Source organism: Castellaniella sp., from assembly GCF_004321985.1.
Taxonomy (GTDB): Bacteria; Pseudomonadota; Gammaproteobacteria; order Burkholderiales; family Burkholderiaceae_B; genus Castellaniella.
In genome coordinates, this window is sequence record NZ_SCQN01000044.1 from 47,454 (window position 1) to 62,643 (window position 15,190).

A 15,190-nucleotide genomic window follows, 5' to 3' on the forward strand; every position below is an offset into this window, starting at 1 on the left:
ACCAGAGGTCAAACATGGGTTTCGGACAAGGTCTCAGCGGTTTGAACGCCGCGGCGCAAAACCTGGACGTCATCGGCAACAACATCGCAAACTCCGGTACCGTGGGATTCAAGGCGGGCTCGGCCACGTTCGCCGACGTCTATGCCAGTTCGCGCGTGGGCCTGGGGGTACAGGTAGCCTCGGTCAACCAGCGATTCACGACCGGTACGGTTTCCTCGACAGGGAATCAGTTCGACATGGCGATCGATGGTGCCAACGGCCTGTTCGTGGTGACCCAGCCCAACGGCGCCAAGCTTTACACCCGTAATGGTCAGTTCATTGCCGACAAGAACAACAAGATCGTCAACGCCCAGGGACAGCAGCTCATGGGCTATGCGCCAGGCGGAACCACGGTGATCGGCATGACCGTCCCCACCGGCAACATCAATCCACAGGCTACATCGACCATCACTAATACGGTGAATCTGGACGCGAATGCGACGGTGGTGCCGCAGAATACGGTGGTAGGTAAGGTGTTGCTGACCAGTGGCGGTGTTTCCAGTGCTTATTACTACACGGTTGCGGGCGGTACCTACACTTGGACGGATAGTGCAGGAACCGCCAACCCTGCCCTGGCTCCGGCTAACGGGTCTTACACGTCGGGCTCGGCCGCAACTCCCGTGACGATCACTGGCGGCCAGCCGGCTGCTGCTTTGCCCTCGGGAGGAGGCAACGTGGCGTATGCGCCTGCGGTGCCATTCGACCCGAATAATGCGGCCTCGTTTTCCAACATGACGCCCGTCACGGTATATGACTCGCTGGGCAACGCGCACACCGTGCAGCAGTATTACACCAAGCGCGAGCCCAGCGGCGGCAACAGTGTCTGGGAAGTCAATTATGTGGTTGATGGCGTCCCGCCGACGCCGCCTGCCAACCAGGCCATGCTGGCGTTCGACAATGCCGGCCGTCTCGTGTCGGGGTCGCCCGCTACGATCACCTTTACGCCGGGGGGCGCCACGTCGCCGGCCGCGCCGTTATCCATCAAGGTCGCCTATGATGGGTCCACTCAGTTTGGGGGCGGTTTCTCCCAGAATTTCATCCAGAACGGCTACGCGACGGGCGAATACGCCAGCATGTCCATCGGCACCAATGGCGAACTGATTGCCAACTACACCAATGGCGTCACCAAGACCATCGGAACGCTGGCGCTGGCCAATTTCAACAACCTGCAGGGCCTGCAGCCCGTGGGCGGCAATGCCTGGGCCGAGACTGCCAATTCCGGTCAGCCCATCCTTGGTACGCCCGGCAGCAACGGCCTGGCCACCATCAAGGGACAGTCGGTGGAGGAGTCCAACGTGGACATGAGCCAGGAACTGGTCAACATGATCATCGCCCAGCGCACCTATCAGGCAAATGCGGAGACCATCAAGACACAGGATCAGATCCTGCAGACCCTCATTTCGATGCGTTGATCGGTAGCCTGGCGTGGACAGAATTCTCTACACGGCGTCGAACGGCGCAGCCCGCATTCTGGAGCAGCAGTCGGTCATCTCCAACAACATGGCCAACGTCTCCACCACCGGCTTTCGGGCGCAGCTTGCGATGTACCGCTCGGTCCCCGTGGTGCCGGAAGCGGGCGAGCTGCCGACGCGAGTGAGCACCGTGGCATCCACGCCTGGCAGCGATATGTCGCAAGGCGCCATGGTGGAGACGGGGCACGCGCTGGACGCAGCCCTTGCAGGGCCGGGCTGGTTTGCGGTCCGGACGCCCCAGGGAGAGGCCTATACGCGCGCCGGCGAATTTGCGGTGAACCAGCAGAATCAGCTAGTGACGCAAAGTGGCTGGCCGGTGCTCTCAGCCGATGGGCAACCCATCGAAATTCCCGAGCGCGGCTCCGTGACTTTTGCCACAGATGGCCAGATCAGTGCGCTGGGCGCGGGTGACAACCCACGCGACATTCAGATGCTGGCCCAGCTCAAGCTGGTGAATCCTCCGTCAGCGCAATTGCAGCGCGGCGGTGATGGGCTGTTTCGCCTGGCTGGTGGCCAGCCTGCGCAGGCAGATCCAGCCGTGAAGATCGCACCGGGATTCGTGGAAAAGAGCAACGTCAATCCGGCCCAGGCGATGGTTGCGATGATTTCCAACGCCCGTCAGTTCGAGTTGCAGATGCAGGTCATCAAGAACGCCAGCAGCAATGAGGACCGTGGCAATTCCATTCTTTCGGCGCAGAGCTGAAGCGCCGCACCGCCCCTGACCAGGAACAACTCTCATGATTCGTTCACTGTGGATCGCCAAGACCGGCCTGGAAACACAGCAGACCGCGATGGACGTGATTTCCAACAATTTGGCCAACGTCAATACCACAGGCTTCAAGCGCGGACGCGCCGTGTTCGAAGACCTGATGTACCAGACGGTGCGCCAGCCAGGTGCGGCGGTCGGAGCCGCCAATCAGCTGCCGTCCGGCCTGCAGCTGGGGACTGGTGCCCGCACGGTCGCCACCGAGCGTATCCACACGCAGGGCGACCTGAAGCAAACCGGCAACGCGCTGGATGTGGCCATTCAGGGCAATGGGTTCCTGCAGGTGCAGATGCCCGACGGGACCTTTGCCTACACGCGCGACGGCAGTATTCAGCGCGACCAGAACGGCATGCTGGTGACGGCCGGTGGGTATCCGATCCAGCCTGGCATCAACATCCCGGACAACGCGCAATCCATCACCATTGCTCGGGATGGCACGGTATCCGTCACCCAACCCGGTGCGACCGGGACCAATGTGCAGGTCGGCCAGTTGCAGCTGGCGACATTCATCAATCCGACCGGGCTGCAGAGCATGGGTGAGAATCTTTATGCGGAAACTGATGCGTCTGGCCCGGCCAACCTGCTGCAGCCCGGCCTGGACGGGGCCGGTATCCTGCTGCAGAACTATGTCGAGACTTCCAATGTCAATGTCGCGGAAGAACTGGTGAACATGATCACCACTCAGCGGGCCTTTGAAATGAACAGCAAGGCGGTCGAGACTTCCAATCAGATGCTGGCGCGTCTGACGCAGCTATAAGCGGGTCGTGCATGAAGGGTCTGCACCGTTTTCTGAGGGCAGGGATTGCCGCTCTCGTCCTACTGGTGGCGGGTTGCGCGCTGGTGCCGCCCGAGCCTGTCGTGACAGGGCCTCTGACCGCACCGCCGCCGGCACCCGCCGCGCCTGCGGCCGAGGCGAACGGCTCCATCTATCAGCCGACGGCCTATGGCAACTATCCGTTGTTCGAAGACCGGCGCCCGCGCAACGTGGGAGACATCGTCACCATCGTGATCCAGGAAAAGACCAATGCAGCAAAGAGCGTGGATACCAACACGAACCGTAATGGCAGCACGAGCATGAACATCGGTCTGGCGCCCGCTATCCTGCCCACCGATCTGGGCGCCAAGCAGAACTTCCAGATGGCCAGCGGTAACAAGTCTGACGGCAAGGGTTCCAGCAGCGCGACCAATGTCTTCAGCGGAACCCTGACCACCACCGTGATCGGTGTGCTGCCCAACGGCAATCTGCAGGTCGCTGGTGAAAAGCAGATCGCCATCAACCGCGGCAGTGAATATGTGCGCTTCTCTGGGGTTGTGGATCCGCGTTCCATCACCGGCAGCGGTACCGTGGCCTCGACCCAGGTGGCCGATGCCCGCATCGAGTACCGCAGCAAGGGCGTGATGGACGAGGTCCAGACCATGGGCTGGCTGCAGCGTTTCTTCCTCAATATCGCCCCGTTCTGACGTCATGATCGTGTTTTCGGCATCTTCTGGTCCCGGGTTAAACGGTGTGAGGCGCCTGGTGTGCCGGATGGCGGGCTGGCTGCTGGTCCTGGGAGTAGCCATGCTGCTGCCGTTGCAGGTGGCGCAGGCTGAACGCATCAAGGATCTGGCTACTTTCACCGGTGTGCGTGAGAACCCGCTCGTGGGCTATGGCCTGGTGGTGGGGTTGGACGGCAGCGGTGATCAGGTGCGTCAGACACCGTTCACCCAGCAAAGTCTGACCAACATGCTTTCGCAGCTTGGCGTCACGGTCCCGCAGGGGACCAACATGCAGGTGAAGAACGTCGCCGCCGTGATGGTGACGGCGCGGCTGCCGGCATTCGCCCAGCCTGGCCAGTCCGTGGACGTGGTGGTGTCGTCCATGGGTAACGCCAAGAGCCTGCGTGGGGGCACGCTTCTCATGACGCCGCTGAAGGGTGCCAATGGTCAGGTCTACGCGCTGGCGCAGGGTAATCTGCTGGTAGGCGGGGCGGGGGCGTCCCAGGGGGGAGCCAGCGTCCAGGTGAATCAATTGAACGGTGGCATTGTTCCGGACGGCGCAATTGTGGAGCGAGGCGTGCCCACGACCTACGCCCAGAACGGTGCGGTCCGCCTGGAACTCCATTCCAGCGATTTCGGAGTGGCGGAAAACGTGGTGGCGGCCCTCAATCGGCGCTTTGGCGGGCAGACGGCGACAGCGCTGAATGCGCGCACCATTGAGCTGCGTGCACCCATGGATCCCAAGTCGCAACTCTCTTTTCTGTCGCAGGTCGAAAACCTTCAGGTCAGTTTGCCGCCGGCGCGCGCCCGGGTGGTGATCAATGCACGTACGGGTTCGGTCGTGATGAACCGTACGGTCACCATCGACGAATCGGCCGTGGCCTACGGTAATCTGTCGGTCACCATCAGTCCGCAACAGCAGGTGAGCCAGCCCACGACGCCATTTGGCGGCGGTCAGACCGTAGTGACCAACAATACCCAGATCGAAATGCGCAGCGGCAACGGGACCATCAAGCGGATGAAGACCAGCGCGAATCTGGCTGACGTGGTGAGGGCCTTGAATGCTCTGGGAGCCACACCGCAGGATCTGCTGTCCATTCTGCAGAACCTGAAAAGTGCCGGCGCCTTGCATGCCGATCTGGACGTGATCTAGGACAGAGGGGGACAGCCATGGCCTTCGTTTCGAGCACTCCACTGCCTACCTTCAATACTGCGGCGCCGTCCGCACTGGATTTCAGCAGCCTGAACGCGCTCAAGCGCGGCGTGCAGGCCGGGCAGCAGGCGCCTGCCGATCAGCAGCGTGAGGTCGCCCGGCAATTCGAGGCGATGTTCATCCAGATGATGCTCAAGCAGGCGCGCAAGAGCGAAATGCCCGCGCTTTTTGATTCGCAGGCGACCCGCATGGCGCAAAGCCTGAGCGATGAACAATCGGCGCTGGCACTGGCCAACCCTGGGTTGGGCCTGGCCAGCGCCCTGATGGCGCAGATGCGCGGCCAGTCGGGCTCCCAGGCGGCTGACCCGCTGGCCAATGCGCCCGAAGCGTCCCGTTCCCGCCTGCCGGGCCTGCAGTCGCGCATCGGAAGCGGCCAGCAGGTCGTGGCCGACTCCATCGATTCGCTCATCGATCTGCTGGCCAGTCGGCGGCTGGGGGACAAGGTCAGCAGCGCCATCCGGGGCGCGCCTGATCATATTCGGGCATTCGTGGACCAGATGTCGGCAGCCGCTCAGGCGGCGTCGACCCGCAGCGGCGTGCCGGCCAAGCTCATCCTGAGCCAAGCGGCTCTTGAGTCAGGCTGGGGGCAGCGCGAGATCCTGCGACCGGACGGCACCACTACGCACAATCTGTTCGGCATCAAGGCCGGCAGCAACTGGCATGGTGAGGTCGTGAACGTCATGACGACGGAATTCGAAAACGGAGTACCACGCAAGGTCGAGCAGCCGTTTCGCGCCTACAAGTCTTATGCTGATTCGTTTACCGATTATGTCAATCTGATCGGCAACAGCCAACGGTACAGCGAAGTCGCCACCGCGCCTTCAGCCGAGGATGCGGCGAGGCGCATCCAGAACGCTGGCTACGCTACCGATCCCTCGTATGCGGACAAGCTGATCTCCATCATGGGGTACTTCCAGACGCGCTAAATTTCGGGGCCCGGATGCCGTTATCGGGGTGAATGACACACAGGGCAGGCCTGCGCGGCGTGTCCGCAATGGATAAGGTTGCAGCGTATGAATCTGGCTAATCTGGGTAAGGCGGGCCTGCTGGTTGCGCAGAACCGTCTGCAGACGGCGGGGCATAACATCAACAATGCCGCGACGCCAGGCTATAACCGCCAGAGCGTGCTGGTCCAGACGGCGGGGGCGACGGCCACGTCGGCCGGCTGGATCGGGCGTGGCGTGGTTGCCGTCAGCGTCCAGCGATCCTACGACAACTTCTTGTACCAGCAGCTGTCAGATTCCCAGACCAAAAGCGCTGCGCTGACGTCCTACGGCGACCAGATCAGCCAGATCAACAATCTGGTGGCGGACCGCACGGTGGGGATTTCGCCCGCCATCCAGAAATTCTTTGACAGCCTGGATGCCGTAGCCTCGTCGCCCGCCGACGTCGCCGCGCGCCAGGATCTGATCGGCCAGGCCAACAGTCTGGCCTCGCAGGTCCGCGACGCGAACGCTTTCCTGGACAGCCAGCGCCAGAACATCAATACCCAGATCACCACCACGGTGTCGCAGATCAACAGCTATCTGACGCGCATCCAGGGCCTGAACAAGCAGATCACGGTAGCCAAGGCCTCTACACCGAATCAGCCACCCAACGACCTGCTAGACCAGCGCGATCAACTGGTGAGCGAGCTGGGGCAGTTGGTCAATGTCAAGGTCTACAACCAGGACGATCAGGTCAGCATCACGGTCGGCAATGGCCAGACCGTTCTGGGTGGCAACACTGTCTATCCGCTGCAGGCACAGCCGTCGGCAGCCGATCCAAGTCGCCTTTCCATCAGCTATACGACGACGGATACTAGTGGCCAGCCAAAGGCGGTCGAGATGTCCGACAGCATGATCACGGGTGGCAAACTTGGCGGGCTGCTGACGTTTCGGTCGGACGCCCTGGATTCGGTGCAGAATGATCTGGGGCGTGTAGCGCTGGGGATTTCGGTGGCCATCAATGACCAGCATGCCAAGGGCTACGATATGGCGGGGGCGCCGGGCACTGATCTGTTCAGCGTCGGAACACCGAAGGTCATCGACAATGCCGGCAACAGCGCCACGGCGGGCGCTCCAGCGGCTTCCTACACTCCGGGGAAACTGTCGCAGATCACCAGCCAGGACTATCGGGTGCAGTATGCCGGTCCGGGGGCGACCGACTACACCGTCACCCGCCTGCCAGATGGCACTGCGGTATCCGCGACGGTTTCGGGAACCACGCTGAGCTTCGATGGTGTGACGCTGAATACCGCTGGCATGGCGCCCGCCGCTGGCGATAGCTGGCTGGTGCAGCCGACCCGTGACGCGGCTGCCGGCATGAATGTGCTCATCAGCGCACCCGACAAGATCGCTGCAGCGGGTGAGACTGCTGCGGGGTCGGGCGTGGGGGCGGGGCCGGCCAATGGCGACAATGCCCTGGCGCTGGCGGCGCTGCGTACGGCCAAGGTCCTGGCCAACGGTTCCATGGGCATGAACGAGGCCTATTCCCAGCTCGTCAACAACGTTGCGGTCAAGGCGGGGCAGAACACCACGGCCCAGAAGGCCCAGGACACGCTGGTGCAGCAGAATACGGCCGCGCAGCAGGCGGTGTCCGGCGTCAATCTGGACGAGGAATACATCAACCTGCAGCAGTACCAGGAGCAGTATCAGGCGGCCGCCCGCCTGATCAGCACGGCGTCCACGCTCTTTGACACGCTGCTCAGCCTGCGCGGCTAAGCCGCGCGCCCCTCACCGGAAAGCCCGTCATGCGTATCAGCTCCAGCCTCATCTACGACACCGGCCTGAATACCATCAATGCTCAGCAGTCCGATTTGATGCACCTGTATCAGCAGATCGGCTCTGGCCAAAAGATGGTGACGCCCGCCGACGATCCACTGGCCGCCGCCCAGGCCATCAATATTTCGCAATCCCAGGCGCTGAACAGCCGCTATGCCGCCAACCGGGCTGTTGCCAATCAGGACCTGGGAAGCGAAGAGAATGCGCTGAGCTCGTTGACGGACCTGCTGGTCAGCGTCCGCACCAGCCTGGTTCAGGCCGGTAACGGCACGCTCTCCGATGCGGACCGAGGAACGCTTGCCGATGTGCTGCGCAACGCCCAGAAGACGATGCTGGGCATTGCGAACACAACCGATGGCAATGGGCAGTACCTGTTCTCAGGGTCCTTGGGGGGCACGGCACCCTATCAGCTGGCGAACCCCAGCAATCCGAGCAGCGGCTACCAGTACAAGGGCGACGGCCTGCAGCGTGACATTCAGGCCGACCAGACGCGGCGCATCGCCAGCGGTGATATCGGCTCGGATATTTTCGGGCGGGCGCAGCCAGGGACACTCGCTTACACCTCGTCGGCGGGGTCCGCCAACACCGGATCGGCTATCGTCGGGCAACCTGCCGTTGTCGATCCGTCACAGGGCAATGCGGCTGCGCGGTACGCGTTCAGTGTGCAATTCCAGAACAATGGCGCGGGCGGACTGCAGTACGTGGTCACGACGATGGATGAGTCGGTTCAGCCCCCCGTTAATGTATCGCCCAGCCCAAACCCGGCTCAGCCTTGGACGGCGGGTCAGCAGGCTATCGATCTGGGCAAGGGAACGACGGTGCAGATTTCGGGTGATCCGGCAATCGGCGACACGTTTGCGGTGGAACCGCTGAGAAGCCCGAACACCAATGTCAACATGTTCGACACGCTGGATCAGGTAATTGCCGCGCTGTCGGCTCCCTCCCAGAGCAGTCAGCAGTCCACGGCCAGCCTGCGCAACGTCCTGAATTCGGCCATGCAGAAGCTTTCGACCAATTACGACAATGTGCTGACGGTGCGTTCGTCGGTCGGTTCTCGCATGAATGAACTGACTGCGCTGGACAACACGGGGACCCAGAACAATTTGGGCTACACCAAGACGCTGTCGGGCCTCGAGGATCTGGATTATTACGCTGCTTCGATGAAACTCAGCCTGCGGCAGATGGCGCTGCAGGGTGCGACGTCAGCCTTCCAGACCATTCAGAACCTGAGCCTGTTCAAGATGAACAGCCGGTGATGGCGTTGAGCCATGTGTCTCTTTGGGCGCGTCTGACCATGGTGGTGACCTTGCTGGAAGGAGTCCTGATGATGAAGTCATTGCGGAAAGGCGGGCTGCGGGCCTGGTCGCGCGGCGCGGTGCTGGCATTGTCGCTGGCGGCGCTGACGGGTTGCTCGACGACCGGGGAATCCTTTCAGTCTGCGGGGCTGGACCGCATCGTCGCTGGCCGCACCACGTTCGCACAGGCGGTTGAAGACCTGGGAACCGAGCCGGTAGATACCTGGCAGCAGGGTGATACCCTGCTGGCACGCTGGGCCTACAAGGGAACCGTCGCCACGGATGCCGTGTATTTCCGCCAGGAGGTCTGGTTGCGATTCGGGCCGGATGGCCGGTTCGTTCGCACGGAGCGTGCCATCAATGTGCCGCTGCAATATCACACGCGCACTGCAGCGGAAGCGGATCGTCAAGCATCCGTTGCATCCGGGGCCCCCGTGGGTGGCGTTTCGGGCACCCCAGCGGGATCGAGCAGCCCGGTTTCGGGCGGCGATGCGCGGACGATGGCGATTCCAGTGCCGCCCTATCCGGCCGGTGGCGCCGCTCAGTAAATCACAGTCCGGCCTTACAGCCCGGCCAGAGCCCGGGCGATGCGAGCCATGGCCTGGTAGGCGTCCGAGAACAGCCCAGTCAGGAAATTGCCGCTTTGTGGCAGCACAATGGCCAGCATGACCAGTCCGGTGGTGAGAGAAATCGGAAAGCCCACGGCAAAGACCGACAACTGCTGAGCCGTGCGGTTCAGGATGCCCAGAGAAAGGTTGATGGACAGCAGCACGATGATGAGCGGCAGCGCAAGCAGCATGCCGGAGATCCAGAGCTGTCGGCTCCATTCGATCAGCGCGCCCCAGCCGTTCGGATTCAATGAGCTGCCGATGGGCAGGAACTCGAAGGTCCTGACCAGACCGTCGAGCAGCAGCAGATGGCCGTTCACCGCGAGGAAGATCAGCATGGCGACCAGGTTGATGAAGCGTGACAGCACGGCCGTATTGGCGCCGGTGGCCGGGTCAAAGAAAGAGGCGAAGGCCAGCCCCATCTCCAGGCCGACGAATTCGCCGGCCATCATCGCGGCCGTGAATACCAGGCGTACGCACAGGCCCAACGCCAGTCCGATCAGGACTTGCTGCCCGGCGATCAGCAGCCCTGCCCATGAAGCTGGAGCGATGGCTGGCAGCGGCCCCAGCAGTGGCCCCACGATCAGGGTGATCACGACGGTAAGCCCGATCTTGACCCGGACGGGGATGGCCGATTCGCCGAAGATCGGAGCCGTGGTCACCAGGCCGCCGATACGGCACAGTGGCCACAGGAACGCGGTGAGCCACTGATAGATCTGGTCCAGATGAAGTTCGATCACGGCGGTGGGTATGCGGCGGGGACGCTAACTGGCCAGCCCCGGGATGGTATTGAACAGTGTCTGGATATAGTCCACCATGGTCGACACCAGCCAGGGTCCGAGCAGTACCAGGGCTACGCCGACAGCAAGCAGCTTGGGGATGAAGGACAACGTCATCTCGTTGATCTGGGTCGCTGCCTGAAAGATGCTGATCACCAGGCCAACGACGAGCGTCACCAGCAGCAGCGGACCGGCCATGACCAGAGCGACCTTCAGCGCCTGATAGGTCATGGACATCACGGCTTCGGGGGTCATGGGGCTCCTTTCATTGGTAGAAGCTGCGGGCCAGCGCCCCCAGCAACAGGTGCCAGCCGTCTGCCAGCACGAACAGCATGAGCTTGAAGGGCAGCGAAATCGTCACTGGCGGGACCATCATCATCCCCAGCGCCATGAGCAGGCTTGCGACTACCAGGTCGATGATGAGAAATGGGATGAAGATAGTGAACCCGATCTGGAAGGCGGTCTTCAATTCACTGGTGACAAAGGCCGGAACCAGTATGCGCAGTGGCACCGATTCCGGGCTTTGCAAAGGTCCGACATTGGCTATGTCGGCGAACAGGCTGAGGTCAGACTCCCGAGTCTGGTGCAGCATGAAGGTCTTCAGGGGCTGACTGCCTCGGTCGAGGGCCTGCTCGAAGGTGATCTTGTCTTGTGCGAGCGGCTGATAGGCCTGCGTGTAGATCTGGTCAAAGACAGGCGACATGATGAAGAACGTCAGGAACAGCGCCAGTCCCACCAGCACGGCATTGGGTGGCGACACGCCAGTTCCCAGCGCGTTGCGCAGCAGACCGAGAACGATGATGATCCGCGTGAAACTCGTCATCATGAGCAGTGCCGCCGGCAGGAACGACAGCATGGTCAGCATCACCAGTGTCTGGATGCTGAGCGACCAGGTCTGGGATCCATTAGGGCCGGGTGTGGCGGTCAGGGCGGGCAGGGTTGCCTGAGCCAGGCTGTTTGCGGGCCAGATCAGCGCCAGCGTGATCACGAACAGTGCGATGCAAGGCCAGCAAAGTGCCCGGTGCTGGGCGGGGACTGCGGAAAGCGCGGTGGCGGACATCAGAGACGGGCCACGGCCTTGTTCAGGCTTTCAGTGAAGTCGGCCGGCGCTGCCTGCGTGCCTGAGGGGCCGGCCGGCAGGGTGTGCAGCAGGGTGATTTGTTGCGCCGTCACGCCCACCACGAGGTGAGCATCGCGCACCTGGACCAGCGCGATCGAAGTGCGTGCGCCCAGGCGCAGTGTGCCCAGGACCTTCAGGTCGGTGCGGTTGACGTGCTGCCGGATCCAACCGCTGCGCCGTGCGACCCAAGCCATGGCCAGCAGCAGCCCCACGATGAACAGGAGTGCCAGGATGACTTGCAACGATTGGGCGGGGCTCATGGCGGTTCGGAGCGGCTCAGCGCCGGTTGTTCAGCCGTGCGATACGGTCCGACGGCGTGATGATGTCGGTGACCCGGATGCCGTATTTGTCATCCACGACGACGACTTCGCCCTGAGCGATCAGGTAGCCATTGACATAGAGATCCATGGGTTCACCGGCCAGCCCATCCAGTTCCACGACAGAGCCTTGGCCGAGTTGCAGAATGTTCTTGATGGTCAGCCGTGTACGCCCCAGTTCGACCGAGAGCTGGACAGGGATGTCCATGATCATGTCGATGTCGCTGTCGGCGCTGTTTTCCTGGTTTACCAGGGGCTGGAAGACCTGTGCAGCCGCCGCCTGTGCGATGCCGCTCCCACCGGCCGGTGTGGCGGCGGTCTGTTCGGCCAGAGCCGCTGCCCAGTCGTCGCCCCCCCCCAGCCCAGAAGCCTGGGTAGGCTGGTTGTGTGCCGATTCCTGTTCAGCCAGTGCGGCCGCCCAGTCGTCTTCCGGCGTACTGGTGGGCGTCTGTTCCGGCTGTTGCGGATCCTGGGTATGGTCGTCTTTTGGGTCGCTCATTTCGGTTTGCGGGCTAACAGTTGGTCGGAGTCTGCAGGGGTGGCAAGCGTGTTGCGGACGCGCAGGGCATAGCGGCCGTTGAAGGTTCCGTAGCTGCATTCCAGCACCGGCACGCCGCCGACCCTGGCAATTACGGTGGGCTGCACATCGACGGGTAGGACATCGCCCACCGCCAGATGCAGTAGCTCGGCGATGGAGGTTTCAATCTGGGCGAATTCTGCTGCCAGCTCGACTTCGGCGCTGCGCACTTCGCGTGTCAGTTGCTGGGTCCAGCGCTGGTCGATGGAGTCCGAAGCGGCCTGCTGCAGCGGTCGTGTCAACAAGTCTCGGATGGGCTCCAGCATGGAGTAGGGCAGGCAGACGTTGAGCTTCCCGCCCGAGCTGCCCAGTTCGATGTTGAACGAGGACACCACGACCGTGTCGTTGCCCGAGCTGATGTTGGCGAACTTGGTGTGCATCTCCGAGCGGATGTATTCGAACTCCAGCGGGTAGATGGATTCCCAGGCCTCGCCGTAGCACTCCAGTGTCAGGGCGAGCAACCGGCGGATGATCCGTTGCTCCGTACTGGTGAAGTCACGTCCCTCGACCCGGGTGTTGTAGCGCCCATGGCCGCCAAACAGGCTGTCGATGACGAGGAACACCAGGTTGGGATCAAAGGTGAACAGACCAGTGCCCCGCAGTGGCTTGAGCACCACCATGTTCAGGTTGCTGGGCACTGGAAGGTTGCGCTCGAAGTCCGAATATTTCTGGATCTTGATCGCGTTGACCGTGATGTCCGCGTTGCGCCGCATGAAGCTGAAGAACATGGGGCGCAGCCGACGCGCGAACCGCTCGTTGATGAGTTCCAGCGTTTGCATGCGGTGGCGCGCGACTCGGTCCGGGGAGCCCAGATCGTAGGGGCGTACACCATTCCCGTCCTCCGCCGGTGGCTGCTGCTGGACAGGGGCCTCCTCGCCGGTGACGCCTGCCAGCAGGGCATCGACCTCGTCCTGAGAAAGCATGCTGGAATAGGGCATTTACTGCACCACGAAAGCGGTAAACAGCACGTCGGCCACATGTGGGCCGGCCAGTTGGGAGACGAACGGACGCGACAGAGCCGTCTTGACCGAGTCCGCCAGCGCCTGGCGCCCCTGGGCCGTCTGAATCACCGGGAGCTGTTGTGACGACAATACCTTCAGGATGCGGTCGCGGACCTCCGGCATATAGTCCTGGACCTGCTTGCGCGAGGCCTCGTCGCCCATCCGCAGCGTGATGGCCGTGTACAGGATTCGGTTGCGAGTTTCACCATACAGTGTGACGGTGAAGGGATCCAGCTCGGCAAAAATCGGTGCCGGTACGGTCGGAGCGGCTGTGGGAGCATATGCGGCCAGTGCGGGAGTCACGGCCTGGGTGTTGCCGCTGCTGTTCCGGTTCATGAAGAAGATGGTGCCACCGATGGCAGCGCCGATGACTACGACTAGCAGAATGATGAGTTTGAGGAGCCTTCTTAACATGATTCAGGAATGAAATGTCGCGACAGATTGGGGAGCAAAGGGGCTGATTGTAATGCCTTAATAGACAATGTTACAAAAGTGTTCAAGCGAACGTGTCCACCAACGCATCCGGGTGTCCTGTGGGGTTGGGCGCATGAACGGCCAGTGCGCCGGCCCCTGTCGCTTTTATCTCCAGATTGAATGCCGCGCCGGAAGGGTTCCGGGGGGGGGCTGGCGGCTGCGCGAACCCCTGCTGTCCGGTCTGCTGGTCGCTGACGTTGGCCTGGCCCAGGGACAAGCCCGCCTGGGCGAACTGTTGCTCTAGCCTGGGCAGCGCGTTTTCCAAAGCTTGGCGAACGTGTGCGTGCGGCGAGACGAATGCCGCCTGGGTCAGTGTGTCGCCAATCTGCAGCGTGATGTGAACCGGTCCCAACTCGGGCGGATTCACGTGCAAGTGCACCGTGTGCATTCCATTCGGCCCCGCTTGAGCCACCATTGCCAGCTGGCGGCCGAGGTCCTGTGCCCATTGAGCGGATGCCAACGGGGTCGGGACGGCCAGCGTGATGACCGGCGCGAATGCTTGCGCTGCCGGGCTGGTCGGCAGGCCAGCGGCTGTCACAGGGGATCCGAACAGCGCCGCCTGGCCATTGGCGGCATCCAGCGCTGACGCAGTCGCGGTGGCGGCGTGAGCCGAAGGAGAGGTGGCCGTCGAGGCCGGCAATCCGGCGGCGCCGGGACTGGTGCCGCCCTCCGTCCGTTGTGCAACTGCGACGGCCGCCGTCAGTGCGAGGCTGGATGAGTCGCTACGGTCGGTTACGGCTGGGGTCTTTTCGAAGGCTGGAAGTGTGGTCGCTGGGGCTAGCAAGGACCCGAGATTCTCCGAAGGCGACGGGCCAGTCTGTGCCTGCGGCCCGGCTGCCGGTGCCGCTGCGCCGGCTGGCTTTTGCGAAGTGGATGCAAGGCTGGCCAAAAGGACCGCCGCCGCTGGCGTTGCCAACGAACGGGCATCCGCCTGGGTCGCGGAAGCTGTTGCGGCCGCCCCAGCCACCTGGGCCGTCGTGGTAGCCGGCATCATGGTAGCTGGTGTCTGGATCTGGGCCTGCATCAGCGGCAGCGCCGTGCTGTCCATGATCAGGTTGAGCGTGGTATCCGGGTCCAGCGGATCGCGCACTTTTTCGTCGTGCGGCTGTCCACCGGGAGCATGCGGGGCCGATGCGGCCTGCTGGCCGGTTGCCGGGCGGCCTTGCTGCTGTGACAGCACTTTGGAAAAGGTCTGGGGGCCGTCCGATACCGAGGCGTCGGCAGCTCGGGCCGGGGCCTCGGTTGGAGGCTTGCTGGAGCTGGTCACTGGAAGCACGGGCATGTTCAT

At 62.7% G+C, this 15,190-nt stretch carries 17 protein-coding genes; 9 read left to right on the forward strand and 8 right to left on the reverse strand.

Features of this window, described 5'->3' with window-relative positions; genetic code table 11:
* Nucleotides 1-14: 14 nt before the first annotated feature.
* The 9 genes from EPN31_RS10025 to EPN31_RS10065 all read left to right on the forward strand — a co-directional run bounded on the left by EPN31_RS10025 (nt 15) and on the right by EPN31_RS10065 (nt 9,574).
* The gene (locus EPN31_RS10025) at nt 15-1,451 is read left to right on the forward strand and encodes a flagellar hook protein FlgE (protein WP_291772729.1); all 1,437 of its coding nucleotides are present in this window, start codon (nt 15-17) and stop codon (nt 1,449-1,451) included.
* Between the two features lie 13 nt (nt 1,452-1,464).
* Nucleotides 1,465-2,214 (forward strand): flagellar basal-body rod protein FlgF, encoded by a 750-nt coding sequence (gene flgF, locus EPN31_RS10030; RefSeq protein ID WP_291772731.1) that lies wholly within the window; start codon nt 1,465-1,467, stop codon nt 2,212-2,214.
* A gap of 34 nt (nt 2,215-2,248) precedes the next feature.
* Nucleotides 2,249-3,034, forward strand: coding sequence for a flagellar basal-body rod protein FlgG (gene flgG, locus EPN31_RS10035; RefSeq protein ID WP_291772733.1), 786 nt, complete (start codon nt 2,249-2,251; stop codon nt 3,032-3,034).
* An 11-nt stretch (nt 3,035-3,045) separates the two neighbouring features.
* Entirely contained in the window at nt 3,046-3,738 is a 693-nt protein-coding gene (locus EPN31_RS10040) for a flagellar basal body L-ring protein FlgH (RefSeq protein ID WP_291772735.1), read from the forward strand.
* A 67-nt stretch (nt 3,739-3,805) separates the two neighbouring features.
* Nucleotides 3,806-4,909 carry a flagellar basal body P-ring protein FlgI gene (locus EPN31_RS10045; protein WP_291772738.1) on the forward strand — a complete coding sequence of 368 codons (1,104 nt, stop codon included), beginning with the start codon at nt 3,806-3,808 and terminating at the stop codon, nt 4,907-4,909.
* Between the two features lie 17 nt (nt 4,910-4,926).
* On the forward strand, nt 4,927-5,895 hold the full coding sequence (gene flgJ, locus EPN31_RS10050; RefSeq protein ID WP_291772740.1) for a flagellar assembly peptidoglycan hydrolase FlgJ: 969 nt from the start codon (nt 4,927-4,929) through the stop codon (nt 5,893-5,895).
* 87 nt (nt 5,896-5,982) lie between these two features.
* Nucleotides 5,983-7,671 carry a flagellar hook-associated protein FlgK gene (gene flgK, locus EPN31_RS10055; protein ID WP_291772741.1) on the forward strand — a complete coding sequence of 563 codons (1,689 nt, stop codon included), beginning with the start codon at nt 5,983-5,985 and terminating at the stop codon, nt 7,669-7,671.
* Nucleotides 7,672-7,700: 29 nt separating this feature from the next.
* Nucleotides 7,701-8,987 (forward strand): flagellar hook-associated protein FlgL, encoded by a 1,287-nt coding sequence (flgL, locus tag EPN31_RS10060; protein ID WP_291772743.1) that lies wholly within the window; start codon nt 7,701-7,703, stop codon nt 8,985-8,987.
* Nucleotides 8,987-9,574 (forward strand): hypothetical protein, encoded by a 588-nt coding sequence (locus EPN31_RS10065; RefSeq protein WP_291772745.1) that lies wholly within the window; start codon nt 8,987-8,989, stop codon nt 9,572-9,574. The genes flgL and EPN31_RS10065 overlap by 1 nt, the downstream gene beginning before the upstream one ends.
* A 14-nt stretch (nt 9,575-9,588) precedes the next feature.
* On the opposite strand, the gene fliR is transcribed toward EPN31_RS10065, so the two are convergent.
* The 8 genes from fliR to EPN31_RS10105 all read right to left on the reverse strand — a co-directional run bounded on the left by fliR (nt 9,589) and on the right by EPN31_RS10105 (nt 15,190).
* A complete protein-coding gene (gene fliR, locus EPN31_RS10070) occupies nt 9,589-10,374 on the reverse strand; it encodes a flagellar biosynthetic protein FliR (RefSeq protein WP_291772747.1) in 786 nt (261 codons plus the stop codon).
* Between the two features lie 24 nt (nt 10,375-10,398).
* Nucleotides 10,399-10,668 carry a flagellar biosynthesis protein FliQ gene (gene fliQ, locus EPN31_RS10075; RefSeq protein WP_291772749.1) on the reverse strand — a complete coding sequence of 90 codons (270 nt, stop codon included), beginning with the start codon at nt 10,666-10,668 and terminating at the stop codon, nt 10,399-10,401.
* Nucleotides 10,669-10,678: 10 nt separating this feature from the next.
* Nucleotides 10,679-11,473, reverse strand: coding sequence for a flagellar type III secretion system pore protein FliP (gene fliP, locus EPN31_RS10080; protein WP_291772750.1), 795 nt, complete (start codon nt 11,471-11,473; stop codon nt 10,679-10,681).
* Nucleotides 11,473-11,793, reverse strand: coding sequence for a flagellar biosynthetic protein FliO (gene fliO / locus EPN31_RS10085; protein WP_291772752.1), 321 nt, complete (start codon nt 11,791-11,793; stop codon nt 11,473-11,475). Before fliO ends, fliP begins: the two co-directional genes overlap by 1 nt.
* A 16-nt stretch (nt 11,794-11,809) precedes the next feature.
* Nucleotides 11,810-12,349: a flagellar motor switch protein FliN gene (gene fliN / locus EPN31_RS10090; protein WP_291772756.1), complete on the reverse strand. Its 540-nt coding sequence runs from the start codon at nt 12,347-12,349 to the stop codon at nt 11,810-11,812.
* Nucleotides 12,346-13,365, reverse strand: coding sequence for a flagellar motor switch protein FliM (gene fliM, locus EPN31_RS10095; RefSeq protein WP_291772758.1), 1,020 nt, complete (start codon nt 13,363-13,365; stop codon nt 12,346-12,348). The genes fliN and fliM overlap by 4 nt, the downstream gene beginning before the upstream one ends.
* Complete coding sequence (locus EPN31_RS10100; protein WP_291772759.1) at nt 13,366-13,842, reverse strand: flagellar basal body-associated FliL family protein; 477 nt, start codon at nt 13,840-13,842, stop codon at nt 13,366-13,368.
* A gap of 82 nt (nt 13,843-13,924) precedes the next feature.
* The gene (locus tag EPN31_RS10105) at nt 13,925-15,190 is read right to left on the reverse strand and encodes a flagellar hook-length control protein FliK (protein WP_291772761.1); all 1,266 of its coding nucleotides are present in this window, start codon (nt 15,188-15,190) and stop codon (nt 13,925-13,927) included.